Below are 14,994 nucleotides of genomic sequence, written 5' to 3' on the forward strand. Positions count from 1 at the left end.
CTGAAAGCTCCTGGTCGTTGCAGCGATGTGCTCGGCATCGATTCTTCAGACGTTATCCCAGTTCGCTGGGGCGATTTATTCATCCAGTTTGCTACGGCTGGTGCCGGAGGAGCGTCGCATTCGGTACCAAATCCGGCCCCACCAAGACGCTTGTCCCGCCAGAGGTTGAGGGATGGCCTCGATGTGCGCGGCGCGGTCGCGGGAGCTAGCGACTCGACTGGCTGCCGCCGAGATTCCTGGCAACCAGTCGATACGGTCGCTGCGGACGTAGTAGTGCGACCTGCACTGCTGTTGTCCGTTTCCAACGGACGGTCTCAGGGACACAGTGCCATCGAAGGTCAGGGTCCAGTCGTGCGGTCCGAATGGTGTGACGACCTTCGAACCACATCCGCACGCGCACAGATGGACTGCGGTTTCGAACTGCATCGAGATGTACAGCTTACCCGGCTCGGGTTCGGCCGGGATGTGCTCGATGAACACCGGCATCAAGGATCGAGCTTTCACGCGGCGGCCTCCGACCCGTCCCCAGCATCAGCGCTGGCCGGGACCGGCTCGGCGCCCAGTCCGATGCCCTCGTCTTGGTTGGTAGAGGTGCCGTAGCGGTTGTAGAGATCATTCGATTCGACCGCATACACGGTGTGCAGCTCGTTCTCGGTGTCAGCATAAAAACCGAGGTACTTCTTATACCGGAAGATTGCCAAGTTCGCAGTGAAGGAGTTCAGCTCGGCTACCTGCAAGTTGGTGTCGTACTCGGCGCCCTCCCCGGCGAAGTACGAGATGAGCCCATCTCGCTCAATATGCTCCACGCGACCCGGAAGAGACGTCGTGATGCGAATCTGCCCGTCGATGCATTCGGCGTCCTTGCCGACCCCGACACCAGTATCGATGAATGGGATACCGTTGACGGTCAGTGCCTCGATGATGACCTTTTTGTCCGGGCCCGTGTCCATCGCAAGAAACACAAAATCGGCGTCGAGGAGTTCGCCGACGTTTTCAGAGGTGACGTTCACCGGGTGAGCCTCGATGTGACGACGCATCTGCGAATACATCCGTGTGAAGTACTCGACCTTCTTCAGGCCCTCCTGTAGGTCCGCAAGGCTCGCGGCACCGGGGGCCCGGAAGGCGTTATGCGTGCGGAGGACGTCGCCGTCGTAGAGATGAAGCGCGTGTATCGGGGTCTTGGCGAGCAGGTCGAGCAGGTATGCGCCAGTGCCCCCGAGACCGACGATCACAACCTTCTTCAGCGCGAGGCGCGCGTTGACCTCGGTGATACCAGCCCTGCTGGAGAATGTGTCGAGGTAGCGGAACACACCATCGTCTTCGTCGGTCTCGACAGGCTTGAAGGTCAGCGGGGTCACCTCGGGGTCGATGGCCTGGGCTGGCCCGATGACCATCGCGGCGTAGTGGGTGACCTTTTCGTAATAATCTGGATAGCCGCCCGCGGGTTTCTGTGAGAAGCCGCAGCTCGCGGTGAGCTCCGGGCTGGCGGACCACTTCTCAACGCCATCGTTTACGAGCCCGTCGATGGGCTCGCCATTCTTGTTGCGGGGTACGCCGCCAACGAAACACATAACGTGGCTACTCGGAGCCGTCGCGGTGTCGCCGCTCAGATCCAGCGGGCAGACGAAGGATCCCCACTGAACCTGGGCGGCATCGTCCACGAACGGGATGTCGTCGATTACGAGGAACCCGTTGACGACGCGGACGGCGTACCCGTCTTGCACCAGACGGGCCAGGTCGGCGCTACTACGAACGAGTCGTGAGCCGGACATGGAAGTACGTGCCCTTCTTCTTGACCTTCACGGACTCGCCGGCGACCAGGATGCCGTCCCCGCCATGGGGTGCGATGGCGTTCTTGTAGGTGACGGTGAACATCGCCTGCGGGTCGTGGCCGGGGTACGCGAGCTGCCCAAGTTCGTCATAGGTCACGGTGTCGTGGTCGAGGGTGACCATTGTGCCGTTGATGATCACTTCGAACCCTTTATCCCTCTTGTCATGCTCCTGCTCGACACTGGGTGCAGTCATGACAGTCCCCTTCCATGATGCCCTCCGCTGATCGACGGGCTCGGATGCGAGTGTAGCATCAACATCATCACCCCATGGGTGATGGGGTGGGTGCGAGGTAGGGGGCCCTGAAATTCGGTGATGCCTGTAGACTCCGCGCGAAGTAGGTAGAAGCGTCATCAGCCGATGGGTGATGGAGAACAGGCACGTGGACCGGGAGTACATGGATGAGGAGTTGTATCGCCTCGCTACGGACCCCGGATTCCGGCCGCAAGGCTGGAGTGCCCGGGAGGTCTCGGACTTCCGCGTCCTCGTTCAGTGCGCGCGTGCAGCTCGGCTCGACGCCGACCTGCGGAACTCGCGCATGTTGCGCATCCATCCCGGTGACACCCACGACCTGAACAAGGCGCGGGCGAAGTTGAGTTCAGGCCGCGTTATCAACTTGACGTTCAAGAGCACAGAGAGCCACAGTGCCGTGATCTTCGAGCTATTGACTCCAGAGATGGAAGCCTCGCGATGACCACCCCTCCACACGACCCGCTGCCGATCGCCCAGGTGCCGGTTGGTGAACTCCTCGGGAGGGAGCTCGAGGCCAGGGACTGGTCTCAGGCTGATTTCGCTGCGGTTCTGGATCGCCCGACTCAGTTTGTCTCCGAGATCGTCACCGGCAAAAAGGAGATCACCAGGGAGTCGGCGGCGCAGATCGGCGCAGCCCTTGGTCATACAGCGGAGTACTGGCTCAACCTTCAGGACCAGTACCTGCTCGCCGAGCAGTTCAAGAATGAGAACGCCCAGGTAAAGCTGGATGAGGTGCGTCGGCGTGCCCGCCTAAACGACAAGGGCCCAATCCAGCTATTGAAGAGGCGCGGCTTTCTCACCGGCGCCACCTTGGATGCCCTCGAGGCCGAGGTGAAGGAACTTTTCGAGCTGGATTCCCTTGATGACGAGCCCGGATTCGCAGCGGCTGCTAGACGAGCCAACCGTAGCGAAGATATCAGCTCGCTGCAGCGAGCATGGGTCGCGTGCATCAGAAGGGAAGCGCGCAAGCTTCCGCCTCAGGAGAGATACTGCGCGAAACGTCTGAGGGAGCTTGCAGGAACTCTTTCGCGCACACTCAAGTCGGCCGCTGACTTCGAGGACCTACCTGACCTTTTTAGTGCGGTTGGTGTGCGTCTGGTATATGTCGAATCGCTTCCGGGTGCCAAGATTGACGGGTGCTCAATGCTGGTCGACGGATATCCAGTCATTGGCTTGTCTGGTCGCGGCAAGAGACTCGACAAGATCCTATTTACTCTTCTGCATGAGATTGCGCATATCTTGCTTGATCACGTCGACGCTGAACACCTCATCGTCGAGGGGCTCGATGAGGATCAAGGCAATGAAACGAAATGGGAGAAGGACGCAGACACGGAGGCCGCGGAGTGGGTTTTCCCGCACGGCATTCCTGACGTCCCAGATCGTATCGGTGCGCGTTGGGTCAATCAGTTGGCCGTTGAGCTTGACGTGGCGCGCATCGTTATCGTCGGTCACCTTCAACACCGCGGTCACCTTGACTGGCGGACGACCTTGGCGAAGAACGCTCCTTCGGTAAACGATGCTCTGGCATCGTGGGATTAGCTCTGGTGGGCGGCCGGCTGGCCGATCAGGCGGGAGTCCGTCGGGCCGGAGGCCACCGGCCCGAACACGGCTGGCTCCGCCCGCAGCATGCCCACATCGGCGAGGCAGTCCCGCCCAGCGCGACCGCGAGGGCCGACCGTCCAGGAGGACATTCCCCGGGTCGTGGACGGCCCGGTGCCCGGATCCAGGCGGACGCCATTGAACCGATGCGGCGATGCAGGCCGATGTCGGAAAAGGCGCGCTGAACAGCAGGTCAGCTGGTTTCTGCCGCCTCCGCCATGAGGCGGGACCGCTTCTCGGCACGCGGTTCGGCTTTCCAGTCGGGCAGGAACGCCGACAGAACTGGGTCGCTTTCGATCTTCTGTTGGGTGGACCGCATGCCTTCGTCGATGAGCGCGTCCCACTTCTCCGTGGCGAACTCGACGCGGCAGGGCAAGTCCTTGATGATCTTCTCGTCCAAGGTCAGGTAGTTCGACGCACGCCCCCTGGCGCCACGGGCCGCAGGCACGTACGCGTCGTCGCCGGCTTGGTCGGGAAGCAGGGAGATGAGGACCGCGTCCCCGTCCTCGGCGATCCTTCGGGCCGCCTTGTTGGCTGCCGAGATCTCTGCCTTGGAGGGATCCCGTTCCAGCATCTCGATCAGGGTGCTGCGGATGCTCACCGTCTTCCGGCTGGCCAGCGCAGTCTGCAGGGCCTGGCGGAAGGTCTGCGTCATCGATGTCATAGCGGCGATTGTTGCGAATGGCTGCCCCAAGGCCGCGCGCTTGAGGGCGGCGCTCGGTGCGTGTTCCCCCGTACGGCAGACGCACGGGGCGTGATCCCAGCGTGCTCACCCCTCACAAGTAGATTCGCTGTCACAAAGGCCGAAACTGCTGGGTTCACTGTCAGACGCGGCGATCGAATGGCCATGGGAAAGCAAGTTCGCCGGGGGCAGACAGGAAGGATCTCGCAAGGGCTGGTGTGCTGCTGCAAACCATGCCAACGTACAACCCCCAGACGAAACCTTCCCCTGATCCCACGGAGGCGCCCCTGCACCCGCACCACCCCAGCGAACCCTCCGATCCCGACTCGCCGGACCCGGTGTACTGGGTCACCCCGCGCCATCTGGCGGGTGACGACGGGGCCCTCGCCGAACGGATCGGCGACACCCTGGCTGGCCTCGGCTGGCGCATGTGGCCTACCTCCCGTCACACCCTGCTGTACGTCAGCCCAGACGAGCTGCGCGGCGCCGAATGGATCCTCGCGGCCTACCCGTTCGAACTGGGCGGTCTCCCGGTTGCCTGGCAGTTGAGCGCCCGCCCGGATGCCACCTCCGTGGTGCCGGCGTGGAACGCGTACTTCACGGCCGGCGTCCCGTTCGAGGCGATCACCGATCTCCTCGTGGCGATCGACGCCCGCGAGGCACCCGACCTCGGCTCCGAGGGGTCGGAGACGGTCCTCAACGCCCTGAGTGCCCGGGGCTGGATCCGCGATGTGGACCGCCCCCGCACCACCGCCACGGATCCCGGCTTCTCCTGCAACGTCTCCTTGGAGATGCTGCCGCCACTCATCCAGGACGCCGACCCGCGCCCCGACCTGGTGGGCTGGCAGGCATGGGCGGAACCCATCGTCAGCGCCCCCTATTTGTGGTGTGCCAGCTTCAGCACCAGCGCCCCCCATGAGCTGGTGGCGGCGTTCGTCGCCTCGCTCGCCTCACCGGCTCCGGTGCTCCGCCGAACCGTCCCTGCGAGCACCGAAGGGCGACTCACCGTGGTCCGTCGCAGCTAACGGCGCCCGCCCAGAGGAGCCGCTGTCGTAAGCGGCTCCTCGCCGATCTCCCGCGTGGTAGCAGGTCAGACGAGGCGTGCCCCCGCGCCCGCCAGATGACAGAGAAGGAGAGAGCCTTGTTCTTGTTCCGACGCGCTCGCGAGGACCGCGCGTTCCGTGAAGTCCAGCATGCGGGCCACGCGCTGCTCTTGCGGCTGCAGGCCACGCAGCCGTGGCCCAACTTCCCCGAGCCGACCCCCCAAGCCCCCACCGCAGGGGAAGCGGTTGTGCCCGACTTCCTGCCGCAGGAGCTGCGGGTGCCGTCGCGCCAGGACGTGGCCGGGGTGATGATGCGCTGGCAGCCACCGCTCGTCGTCGACGGCGAGGTCCGTACGTGCCCCGAGTGCGGCATGTACCGGGACTGGATCGTCTTCTGCATGCGCGACGACTCCATATGGCTGCGCTGCCGGGCCGGCCACGAGACGAAGGAGCCCGGCCTGGATGCGGTCTGGTTCAACCGCAACTCCGGTCCCGTCGACCGGTTCCACCCCACTCTCGAAGAGGGCCTGCGCCACCTCGGCCATTGACCTCCCGAAACCCCTGCCCCTTCGTACTGCCGGCGCCCGGAGGGCCGGCAGGTCAGACCGTCCGTTTCGCAGGCCACAACAGGCCACAAAGGGGTTTCCTATGCGCCTTCACGCCACGACCGTCCGCGGTCTCAGCGTCCTCGCTATCTTGGTCCTGGCGGGCTGTTCCCACGGCAGCGCCGCCTCCTCCCGCACGATGTCCTCCCCAACCGTCCCGGTGCACCCGGACGGCGAGAGTGTGGCGCCCGCTCCGTTGTCTTCGACTGCACTGGCGAAGCTGCTCTTGGACGAGAGCGACCTCGGCGGGGACTACACCCGCATGCCGCAGCGCGCGGCGGCCCACGACGACGTGACCGTGAACTGCCCGGCGCTGGAGAAGCTCGGCGGCGACGCCTCGACCAGCACAAGCCTCGCCTTCCCCCGCAAGGCGAAGGCGTCCTTCACCTACGCTGGGGGCGGCAACTCCGAGCTGGCGGAGGAGTTGTACAGCGCCACCGCGGCGAAGCTGTCCAAGGGCATAGGGGAGATTTTCGATGCGATGGTCTCCTGCCCCACGTACCAGGTGATGTCGGGCCACACCGTCGTCACCGTGGGCACGCAGGTGACGCCCGCCCCTGACCTGGGCGACGAGCAGTGGAGCCAGCTGCTCACCTACTCGATCGGTGGGCAGCGCAGCGTCGTCAAGCAGACGGCGATCCGGATCGGCAACGTCCTTGTGCTCGTCTCGGGCGCGCCGGGACTTGTGGACGCCAACCTGGAGAAGGCGCTCGACAAGGCCGAGGCAGCCTTGTGACCACCCTGTCGGCGTCGTTCGGCGCCGGCGCGCATGACTTTGTCGCCGTGCTCGCCGATTCCCTTAGTTCCAGTGCACCGGTGCTGTGCCGGGTACTGTCGGAGAGCACATTCGACCGGCTCCTGGACGCTCCAGCAGTTCCAGGACCTCCCACGCGGTGAAGCCGGGCCTCCCAGTTGGGGAGCCCGGCTTCGTGCTGCGGTGCCTCGTTCTGGCGTCTGACAGCGCGTCACCGCCCGCAGCTGAGATCGTGATCAGCGCCGCCGAGCCTGCGACGGCTGCGGGGCCGGGGCGGCTGCTGCCGTGTGCTCTGGAGCGTCGGGGCGCCGTGCTGCGCTGTCGCCCCAGGCTGGGCTGTGGGCTTGTGCTGCACGGGCTTGTGCGCTGGGTGCCGGCCTTTCGCTGAGGCGTTGGATGCGCCAGGCCAGGACTCGTGCGGGGCGGCGGGCGTCGTTCAGGGCACGCTGGTCGGCGACCTGCTGGAGGAGCCGTTCCGGGTCGTGTCCGGCTGCTTCTGCCTCGGCGAGGGCGGCGGTGAGAGCCGCGAAAGCGGGATCTTCGATGATCTGCTCCGCATGCTCGGGCACGGCCTGGCGTAGGCGGCGGATCTGCCGTTCCACGGCCTGCTGAGGTGGCTGGCGCTGCGCGAGGGCGGCCAGGGGTGCGGCTGCGGCTTGGTCGTAGGCGGCCTGGAGGTGGACCAGTGTCTGCTGGGCGCCGGCGACCTGCTGGTCGTGGTGGCGGAGCTGGTGCCAGCGGGCAGCGGCAACGACCACGAGGATCGCCGCGTCCAGGAACATCGCCAGGACGGCGCCGTCCTTGGAGGCGGGCTCGCGGACGATCGCCCGTACCGCGCCGCGCAGTGCGCGGGCGTGGTGATGTTCGGCCATGATGCGGGAGCGAGTGGCGCGCTCGAACGCGGTCGCCGCCTCTCGGAGTTGGGGGCGCAGGGGCTGGGGTGCGAGGAGGGGGAGGGCGTCGAGGGCTTCGCCGAAGGCGGCGAGGTGGGCCTGGGAGGCTTCGTCGTCCGTCTGGTCGAGGTGGTGGGGGATGCGTTCGGCGGCGGCGGTGGCCTGGTGCCAGGGGTTGGGCCTGCGCCGGCCTGGCTTGTCAGCGGACTGTGGGTCGATGCTCTCCAGGCGCTTTTGGATCTTGGGGAAGGAGAGGTCCGGGGCGAGTTCGGAGCCGGAGAACCAGACGGGCTCGTTGTCGGCGGTGGTGGTGTCTTCGCTGGCGACCTTGTAGCCGCGCACGTCACCCGAGGGGAAGTGGACGACCTCGACGAGCACGCCGTCGAGGTGGTTGAGCAGGTGGACGAACTCCTCCACGCTGGTGGCGGCGGCCACAGCGGTGCGCACGGTGGCGCGCAGCCGTTCGCGGGCGGGCTTCTCCTGGCCGGCGCGGCGGGCCTTCTCCTGCTCGGCACGGGTGGTCCGCTTCGCAGCGGTGCGGTCACCGCGGACCACTTCGAACAGGCCGTATTCCTTCTCAATGGCAGCGAGTTCACGGTCTGCGGTGAGGTAATCGTTCCAGTGACGGGCGGTGCGCAGATCCGCCCGGACCTTGGTGGCAGCGATGTGGATGTGGTCGGGGGCGTGGCGGACGGCGACCCAGCGGCATCCGTCCGAATCGCCTTCCGGTGCTATGCCGGTGGCCGCCACGACGCGGCGGGCGATGTCGGCCCATTCCTCGTCGCTGAGGATGCGGTCAGTCTCGGCGGCGCGGATCGAGCAGTGCCACACGTGCTGCTCGGGCGCGCGGCCGAGCCGTCGGGCCTGCTTGACGTGCAGGTCGAGGTCGGCCACGAGGAGGCTCCTGGTGGCGTCGAAGTCGTCGGCGCGGCCGGGGTCGGGGGCGAAGCCGTCCCAGGAGGCGACCAGATGGGGGTCGGTGTGGTCCTTGGCATTCTTCGTGTCGAACAGGTACCGGATCAGTCCGGCGGTTTCCTTGCCGCTGCGGATCTTCGCGATCATCGGGCGGCCTTCTTGGTGACGGCCTGGTTCGCGGCTGTGGCGATGTGGCGGACGGTGGCGCCGACCGCGGTCAAGGTGCGTTCGCCCTGGGCCAGGACGGTGGTATCCCCAGGCTGTATATGGCCGCCGGAGTTCAGCTTCTTGGCGATCTGGTTGATGTTGTGGCCGATCTTGACGACCTCGCCACGCAGGGCGGTCAGTTCGTCGATGTAGTCGTCGAGCGGGGTTCGCTGGCCGGGCAGGGCGAGGTCGCCCTGGACGTGGGCCATGACGACAGCGCCGACGTAGTGGGCGCCGGCGATGTTCAGCGACCGCGCCATGGCGAGGATCTCGGTCTTCTCGTCGAGGCTGTAGCGGGCGTCGACACGCTCCTTGCGCTGGCCGTTCGGGTCAGGCTTGCGACGTCGGGCGACACGGTGCAGCGCGGCGGCTTCGGCGGCGCGCGGCAGCTGGGCGGTGACGGTGTCGGCGATCTGTTCCTCCTCGGGTGCCCCCTGGCGCCCGAGGTCCTCCGCCACCCCCGGGGTGGAGACTTCCCCGTTGCGGCCGTCCTTGGACGGTCCAGCGGGATACCTTGCTGGCGCACTGGTGGCTGTGGTGGTCGTCATCTCCTGCTGGTGCGACGGGGGTTCGTGGTTCTGGTTGTGCATGAGGTGACTCTCCATAGGGTGTTGATGGCCAGTCAGTGACGATCGGCCTCGTCCCATACCTGTCAGGGCGAGGACGGGTGGAGCGGCGGTGTCGGGTTGACTCGTTGCGGTGCGGTCGCTCGTCCCCGCGGATTTGCGCGGGGACGAGCGATGCGAGTTGCGCCGGAGCGATGGGAGCGCGGGGGCTCAGGGAGCGCCAGCGGGGGTCATGTCGAGGTCGTCCTGCCGCTGACAGGTGGCCTCATCGAGTTCGGCTTGCAGGACGTCCTTGAGCTTTTCCGCGTCGGCCCTGCCGATCGGGAGGCCCTTGCCGCGGATCGTCGCTTCGATGTGGCGGCGCGAGGCACGGTCTCCGCGTCCCAGTGGCGCGGTGCGGGCAATCGCGAGGTACTCGTCGGACACAGCGCTGGGCTTCTGGTCTTCCGGCTCGGCGGAAGACTGCGGGGTTTCCGTCACAGTGGCGGCGCCCTGCGCCACCTCGGCAGAACCCCGAGCCACGTCGGCCTGACCGTCCGCCACGTCGAGACCTGCTGGCTCCGGGAGACCGTTGTGGCGTTCGGTGGCGTCGGGTGGGTCGGCGACGAGCTGGTGGATCTGCCGCATCAAGACGCCGAAGGCCAGCAGCGCGGCTGTCGGGGGAACCGCGGCGACCACGTAGTCGAGGAGAGGCACGGCGCCGGCGTTGCCCGTGCCGTTGACCCCGGCCACGTTGAGGGCGATGGAACCGATCGATCCGGTGGCGGTGAGGGCGATGGCCCAGCCGTCGGCGACGCGGCGCAGACCCGCGCGGAGCATGAGGAGTTCACCCGCGACGATGAAGGCGTCCAGGGTCGCGGGCCAGGCCCACTGACGGACCGGGGAGTTCTTGAGGCCGTGCTGTCCGGCGACCTCGGCGAGGTGCGCGTACGACAGCCAGAACCCGCCGGCGGTGAGTGCCACGATGACAACGCCCGCCGCGACGAGCGCGTACCGCTCAGCAGCCTGCTTGCTCGTCATCGGCCGTCCTTCGCCAGGGCGATGGTCCTGGTGAGTGGGTGTGGAGAGGGTGGTCAAGCGGGGTTCTCCTGGGGTGGTGGCGTGGTCCGTCTTTGCCGTCCTGGCCGTTGCAAGCGCAGGTCAGGGCCGGTACGGCAGGGGGTCGGTGTTCCGTCTTGGCGGCGCCGGCGCGTCCTATGGGCACGCACGGGCGGCGGGTGCTGCGGTTCGGTGGCCACGGACGGATCGCATCCGCCTTGCCGTCCCGGCCGCATGTGCTGTGACCTGCGGTGATACGGCGGGGACGTCCGGGACGGCACAAGACGGATGTGGGCGGCGTCCCGGCGGGCAGCAACGTCGGTCATGATCATGTTGCCGTCCTGGCCCCGGTTGCCGTCTTGCCTGCATGCCGTTTGACCTGCGGGATTACGGCAGGGACGGCAAGGACGGCAACCGGGGACTGGGGGGTCTCAGCCCTCGCTGCGCGCGGGGCCGGTGTCGACCGGGTGGACGGTCGGGCAGTAGCGCCGCCACGCATCGAGGAACTTGTTGCGCGTGTAGCCCTTGCGCTGGGTGCCGTCGGCGAGGCGGACGTTGCCGGGCCTGATGTCGAAGTCGCGCAGCAGCGAGCCGAGCTCACGCGGGCCCAGTCCCTTGCGACCCCACTCCGCCCACGGGCCTTCCAGGTCCTGGCGCAGATGGTGCAGGAGTTCGTCCGTGGAGAGGCTGTCGACCTCACGCTGGGCGACGAAGACCCGCCGGATGTCGGCCAGGATCCGCGCTGAGCTGGGGTGATCCTCCTCGGCCGCCACTTCGGCCGCCACCATCTGCGCGCACGCCGCGCGGGCGAGGCGGGGCCAGGGCCCGGCGGCGAGATCGGCGACGATCACCAAGGGCTCCCAGGTATCGGCGGCACGGTCCTCTACCGGCATCGCCGGTTCCAGGTCGGCGGCCTCGTCGAGCAGCGGCCGCGTCCATGCGGCGATGCGGTCGCGCAGGTCGTGGAGGGCGGGGGTGTCACGGCGGGAGCGGAAGGGTTTGACGCTCTCGCCCTCGGCCCGGCGGCGCATGCGGATGACCACCGACCGGTCCATGATCGTGTCGGGCAGGTCGCCGATCCCGGCCAGGGCGGCCATGGCGAAGGTGGCGAACCGGTGCGGGGTGTGGTCGTTGCCGACGACGCGGGTGACGTACCGGTTGCGCTGGTGGCCGGCGTTGAGCAGGCCACGCATCTCCTCGTTCTTCTCCGCCTGCTTCGGCGTGCCGAAGATGGTGTCGGCCTCGTCCACCAGCAGGGTGGGCGGTTCGTCGGTGATGGAGCGGAAGATGGCCGCCGGCGTGGTGTTGATGGTGAGCATCGGCTCGTGGACCGTCTCGGTCAGCACGTCCAGGAGCCGTGACTTGCCGCACCGCTTCGCCGGCCCGACCACCGCCAGGCGCGGGGCGTGCTGCCACGCGGGCTGCAGGTGCGTCGCCGCGACCCACAGCGTGACCGCGTCCAGCGCCTGCTGGGAGGGCAGGATCACGAACTGGGCTATCTGGGCACGCAGTTCGTTCAGCAGCTCGGCGCCGTACGTCGGCTCCGGGTCTGGCACCGCCTCCTCGGCGGGCTGATCTACCGGAACCGTATCCGGTGCCCCGCCGTCGGCCGCCGGGGCGGCTTCGGGCGCGTGGCCGGGCCGGCCGGGCACCGCGACGGTCGGCCACGCCGCTTTGCTGGGTGCGGAATAGGGCTCGGGTGTCGTAGGTTGCACAGGGCAGCTCCTTATCCGGTGACATCGGGCATGCAGGCCCGACTCACGCAGGTCGTTCGTTGGTATGCGGGCAGTGGAGTGTGCGGAGCCTCCGGCGTTGGCGCGCCGGGGGCTTTCTCGCTTCCCTGACCGGGGCGAGGGAACACGGACAGTACGTCCACGTCCGGCCACAGTCCAGCGTTTCTGTGTCAGCTCAGCGCAGAAGCGTCTGCTACGGGCTCGGGTGGTCATGCGGCCAGGCCGAGCAGGTGCAACAGGTCGGCGGTCACGACGCGGTACGCCTTGCCCAGCCGCAGGACCTTGCACGGGTACTGGCCCCGCTTGGCCAGCTCATAACCCTTGCTCCGACCCAGCCCCAGCGCCCGGTTGCCGGTGTCCAGGTCAACGGCGGCGGGCAGGGCCAGCAGCTCCTCCCGCGTCATGCCCTTGGCCTGCTCCGCGCTCTCGTTGTCGCGCATAAATGCTCCGTCCATGAGTGAGCCCTCGGCGAACGCGGCATCACGTCCGGCTCCAGGCGATCACTAACCATCATCGGGAAGCTAATGTGTCTCCATGACACAACGCGGTTTTGATCCTGGAGATGACGAGGACGACGTCCCGGAGTGGGTGGATCAGGTGATGGCCACGGTGGCCGCCGAGGTCCGCAGACGAAGGAAGGAGCTACGCATGAGCGCCCAGGACCTGGCAGACCGCTGCGAGGAGATCGGCCACCCGATCCCGCGCAACGTGATCGCCAACATGGAGTCCGGCCGCCGCGCCAACCTGCCCCTGGTCGACGTCCTCGTCCTCGCCGAAGCCCTGCACACCTACCCGATCTGCCTGCTCTACCCCGTCGGCTACGTCGACCGAGTCCAGCGCCTTCCCCTGCAGCACTCCGACCCGACATGGGATGCCATGCGCTGGTTCACCGGCGACAGCGAGGACTTCGGCATGGAAGACGACATGCTCCGCTCCTTCCGCGCCCACATCCACCACCAGCGCGCCGCCCTGGCCGCCCTGAAAGGCGAGAAGCATGAGCGCTGGAAAGCCGAGACAGCACCCAACCAGGCAGAACGCGAGGAAGCCGTACTCGCCCAAGCCGACTACGCAGAAAGGGCGTTGGAAGCCAAGTACCGGCTCCGCAGCGCCCGCGCCTTCATCCGAGAAGACGGCGGCACACCACCGCACCTGCCACCGGAACTCGCCGACGTCGACCCACCCGTCGGCAACACCGATGAGGAGAATGATCTTTGAAGGGTTCCACCCACCGCCGCTGCTACTGCCGCGACGCCCACACCGGTAAGCCACTCGGTAAGCAGTGCCCGAAGCTCTCCAGCCGCAAGCACGGCTCGTACTCCATACGCCAGGAGCTCCCGCCCCGCGAGGACGGCACCCGCCGCTCCTTCAGCCGCGCCGGCTACGAGAGCCTCAAGGCCGCCCAGGCCGACCTCGACCACATACGCGCCCTGCTCGGCCTCGCCGACACCGACGACCCCGAGGGCATGGCGCTGATCGCCGCCATGCTGGAGGAGGTCGGCGACGAGAAGTCGCCACTGCCGGATGTCGAGGAGACCCGCCGGCGCCTGAAGTCCGGTCAGGACCTGATCGGTCGCCTGACCGTCGGCGAGTGGCTCGATCGGTGGCTCGACGGCAAGCGCATCCGCAAGTCGGGACTCAGCCGCTACGAGACCGATATCCGGTTCCATTTGAAGCCTCGGATCGGCTACCACCGTCTCGATCGGCTGCGCGTGAGCAATCTCAGCGACATGTTCACGGCCATCTCCGACGCCAATGCCGAGATCCTGGAGCAGAACGCCCAGCGCCGTGCCGCGGTCGAGGAGTTGGCCACCGTGCCGTGGAAGGGCCTGGAGAACCGCGCCCGCCGCAAGGTGATGAAGACGGCGATCGATGCCATGCCGCCGTTCCGGCGTGTGACCGGCCCGGCTACCCGGCTGCGTATCAAGGCCACGCTGCGGTCTGCGTTGAACGACGCGATCGGCCAGCAGATCCTCACCTTCAACCCGGCCGCCCACGTCGAGCTCGACCCCGTGCGCAAGCCGAAGGCTCTGGTGTGGACCGACGCGCGGGTCGCCAGGTGGGAGCAGACGGGCGAGAAGCCCTCCCCCGTCATGGTCTGGACGCCCGAACAGACCGGCGCGTTCCTCGACTTCCTCGCGGAGGACCGGCTGTACGCGATGTGGCACCTGATCGCGTTCCGCGGTCTGCGGCGGGGCGAGGCATGCGCGCAGCCCTGGTCGGAGACCAACCTCGACGACCACTCCCTGACGGTCTCCGCCCAGCTCGTCCAGGACGGGTGGGAGGTCGAGACCTCCGAGCCCAAGACGGACAGCGGCTTCCGCGTGGTCGCGCTCGACGACGACACCGTCAACGTCCTGAAGCGGCACCGCGAACAACAGGACGCGGACCGCGAGGAGTGGGGAACGGCCTGGGTCGAGACCGGCATGGTCTTCACCCAGGAAGACGGATCCTGGCTGCACCCCGGCAAGGTGACCGACCTCTTCGAGCGCCTCGTCGCCGCCTCCGGGCTCCCGCCGATCCGGCTGCACGACCTCCGGCACGGGGCGGCCACGCTCATGCTCGCCGCCGGCATCGACGTGAAGATCGTGTCGGACACACTCGGGCACAGCGACACCCGAATCACGCGGGACATTTACCAGAGCGTCCTGCCACAGGTCGGCAAGAACGCGGCCGAGGCCACCGCCAAGCTGGTCCCGCTTCAGAGGAAGACCCAGGCGGAGGAGGCCCGTCAGGCCACCAAGAAGGCCAAGAACAAGGCGAAAGCCGAGGCCAGGGCCAATAAGAAGAGCAAGCGGAAGAAGCCCAAGAAGTAGGGCACCGGACCACTCCGCTCACCCATCGCTCACTCAAGCCATCTCGCGGCACCCCGGCCGTGTG

General features: G+C 67.2%; 16 protein-coding genes and 1 pseudogene. 7 read left to right on the forward strand and 10 right to left on the reverse strand.

All coding sequences use genetic code 11. From position 1 onward, the window contains the following. Positions 1–75 precede the first annotated feature (75 nt). From AQI94_RS46575 to AQI94_RS44620, 3 genes are read right to left on the reverse strand one after another with little or no spacing between them, the layout of a single operon-like run. A complete protein-coding gene (locus AQI94_RS46575) occupies positions 76–486 on the reverse strand; it encodes a DUF6527 family protein (RefSeq protein WP_225890253.1) in 411 nt (136 codons plus the stop codon). A gap of 14 nt (positions 487–500) precedes the next feature. Further along, complete coding sequence (locus AQI94_RS21030; protein WP_078902601.1) at positions 501–1,772, reverse strand: ThiF family adenylyltransferase; 1,272 nt, start codon at positions 1,770–1,772, stop codon at positions 501–503. After that, positions 1,747–2,025, reverse strand: a complete 279-nt coding sequence (locus tag AQI94_RS44620; RefSeq protein ID WP_158806152.1) for a multiubiquitin domain-containing protein — start codon at positions 2,023–2,025, stop codon at positions 1,747–1,749. Before AQI94_RS44620 ends, AQI94_RS21030 begins: the two co-directional genes overlap by 26 nt. Positions 2,026–2,212: 187 nt before the next feature. Here AQI94_RS44620 and AQI94_RS21040 point away from each other — a divergent pair, with 187 nt between their 5' ends. Further along, complete coding sequence (locus AQI94_RS21040) at positions 2,213–2,524, forward strand: hypothetical protein (RefSeq protein WP_031037699.1); 312 nt, start codon at positions 2,213–2,215, stop codon at positions 2,522–2,524. Beyond that, a complete protein-coding gene (locus AQI94_RS21045; RefSeq protein ID WP_051831904.1) occupies positions 2,521–3,621 on the forward strand; it encodes a transcriptional regulator in 1,101 nt (366 codons plus the stop codon). Before AQI94_RS21040 ends, AQI94_RS21045 begins: the two co-directional genes overlap by 4 nt. 8 nt (positions 3,622–3,629) lie before the next feature. On the opposite strand, the pseudogene AQI94_RS46580 reads toward AQI94_RS21045, so the two are convergent. Both AQI94_RS46580 and AQI94_RS21050 read right to left on the reverse strand, forming a co-directional pair. Then, positions 3,630–3,834 (reverse strand): annotated as a pseudogene (locus AQI94_RS46580) (IS1380 family transposase); the annotation flags it as partial. Positions 3,835–3,874: 40 nt separating this feature from the next. Beyond that, entirely contained in the window at positions 3,875–4,345 is a 471-nt protein-coding gene (locus AQI94_RS21050) for a hypothetical protein (RefSeq protein WP_159050642.1), read from the reverse strand. A 251-nt stretch (positions 4,346–4,596) separates the two neighbouring features. Between AQI94_RS21050 and AQI94_RS21055 the strand changes: the two genes are divergently transcribed. From AQI94_RS21055 to AQI94_RS21065, 3 genes are all read left to right on the forward strand, one after another. Beyond that, complete coding sequence (locus AQI94_RS21055) at positions 4,597–5,388, forward strand: DUF317 domain-containing protein (protein WP_051831908.1); 792 nt, start codon at positions 4,597–4,599, stop codon at positions 5,386–5,388. Positions 5,389–5,504: 116 nt separating this feature from the next. Continuing rightward, on the forward strand, positions 5,505–5,954 hold the full coding sequence (locus tag AQI94_RS21060; protein ID WP_225890231.1) for a hypothetical protein: 450 nt from the start codon (positions 5,505–5,507) through the stop codon (positions 5,952–5,954). 283 nt (positions 5,955–6,237) lie between these two features. After that, positions 6,238–6,747 (forward strand): hypothetical protein, encoded by a 510-nt coding sequence (locus AQI94_RS21065; protein ID WP_318658115.1) that lies wholly within the window; start codon positions 6,238–6,240, stop codon positions 6,745–6,747. A 254-nt stretch (positions 6,748–7,001) separates the two neighbouring features. Here AQI94_RS21065 and AQI94_RS21070 read toward each other — a convergent pair whose 3' ends face one another. From AQI94_RS21070 to AQI94_RS21090, 5 genes are all read right to left on the reverse strand, one after another. Further along, positions 7,002–8,720, reverse strand: coding sequence for a relaxase/mobilization nuclease domain-containing protein (locus tag AQI94_RS21070; RefSeq protein WP_031037717.1), 1,719 nt, complete (start codon positions 8,718–8,720; stop codon positions 7,002–7,004). Continuing rightward, positions 8,717–9,370: a plasmid mobilization relaxosome protein MobC gene (mobC, locus tag AQI94_RS21075; RefSeq protein WP_078902603.1), complete on the reverse strand. Its 654-nt coding sequence runs from the start codon at positions 9,368–9,370 to the stop codon at positions 8,717–8,719. The genes AQI94_RS21070 and mobC overlap by 4 nt, the downstream gene beginning before the upstream one ends. A 186-nt stretch (positions 9,371–9,556) precedes the next feature. Next, positions 9,557–10,366 (reverse strand): DUF2637 domain-containing protein, encoded by an 810-nt coding sequence (locus AQI94_RS45690; RefSeq protein WP_225890232.1) that lies wholly within the window; start codon positions 10,364–10,366, stop codon positions 9,557–9,559. A gap of 449 nt (positions 10,367–10,815) precedes the next feature. After that, complete coding sequence (locus tag AQI94_RS21085) at positions 10,816–12,099, reverse strand: DUF3631 domain-containing protein (RefSeq protein WP_031037728.1); 1,284 nt, start codon at positions 12,097–12,099, stop codon at positions 10,816–10,818. A 227-nt stretch (positions 12,100–12,326) separates the two neighbouring features. After that, on the reverse strand, positions 12,327–12,557 hold the full coding sequence (locus tag AQI94_RS21090) for a hypothetical protein (RefSeq protein WP_031037732.1): 231 nt from the start codon (positions 12,555–12,557) through the stop codon (positions 12,327–12,329). 94 nt (positions 12,558–12,651) lie between these two features. Here AQI94_RS21090 and AQI94_RS21095 point away from each other — a divergent pair, with 94 nt between their 5' ends. Further along, positions 12,652–13,332 carry a helix-turn-helix domain-containing protein gene (locus AQI94_RS21095; protein ID WP_031037735.1) on the forward strand — a complete coding sequence of 227 codons (681 nt, stop codon included), beginning with the start codon at positions 12,652–12,654 and terminating at the stop codon, positions 13,330–13,332. Next, positions 13,329–14,930, forward strand: coding sequence for a tyrosine-type recombinase/integrase (locus tag AQI94_RS21100; protein WP_031037738.1), 1,602 nt, complete (start codon positions 13,329–13,331; stop codon positions 14,928–14,930). Before AQI94_RS21095 ends, AQI94_RS21100 begins: the two co-directional genes overlap by 4 nt. Positions 14,931–14,994: the final 64 nt, after the last annotated feature.

The sequence above is a fragment of the Streptomyces pseudovenezuelae genome (genome assembly GCF_001513955.1).
GTDB lineage: Bacteria > Actinomycetota > Actinomycetes > Streptomycetales > Streptomycetaceae > Streptomyces > Streptomyces pseudovenezuelae.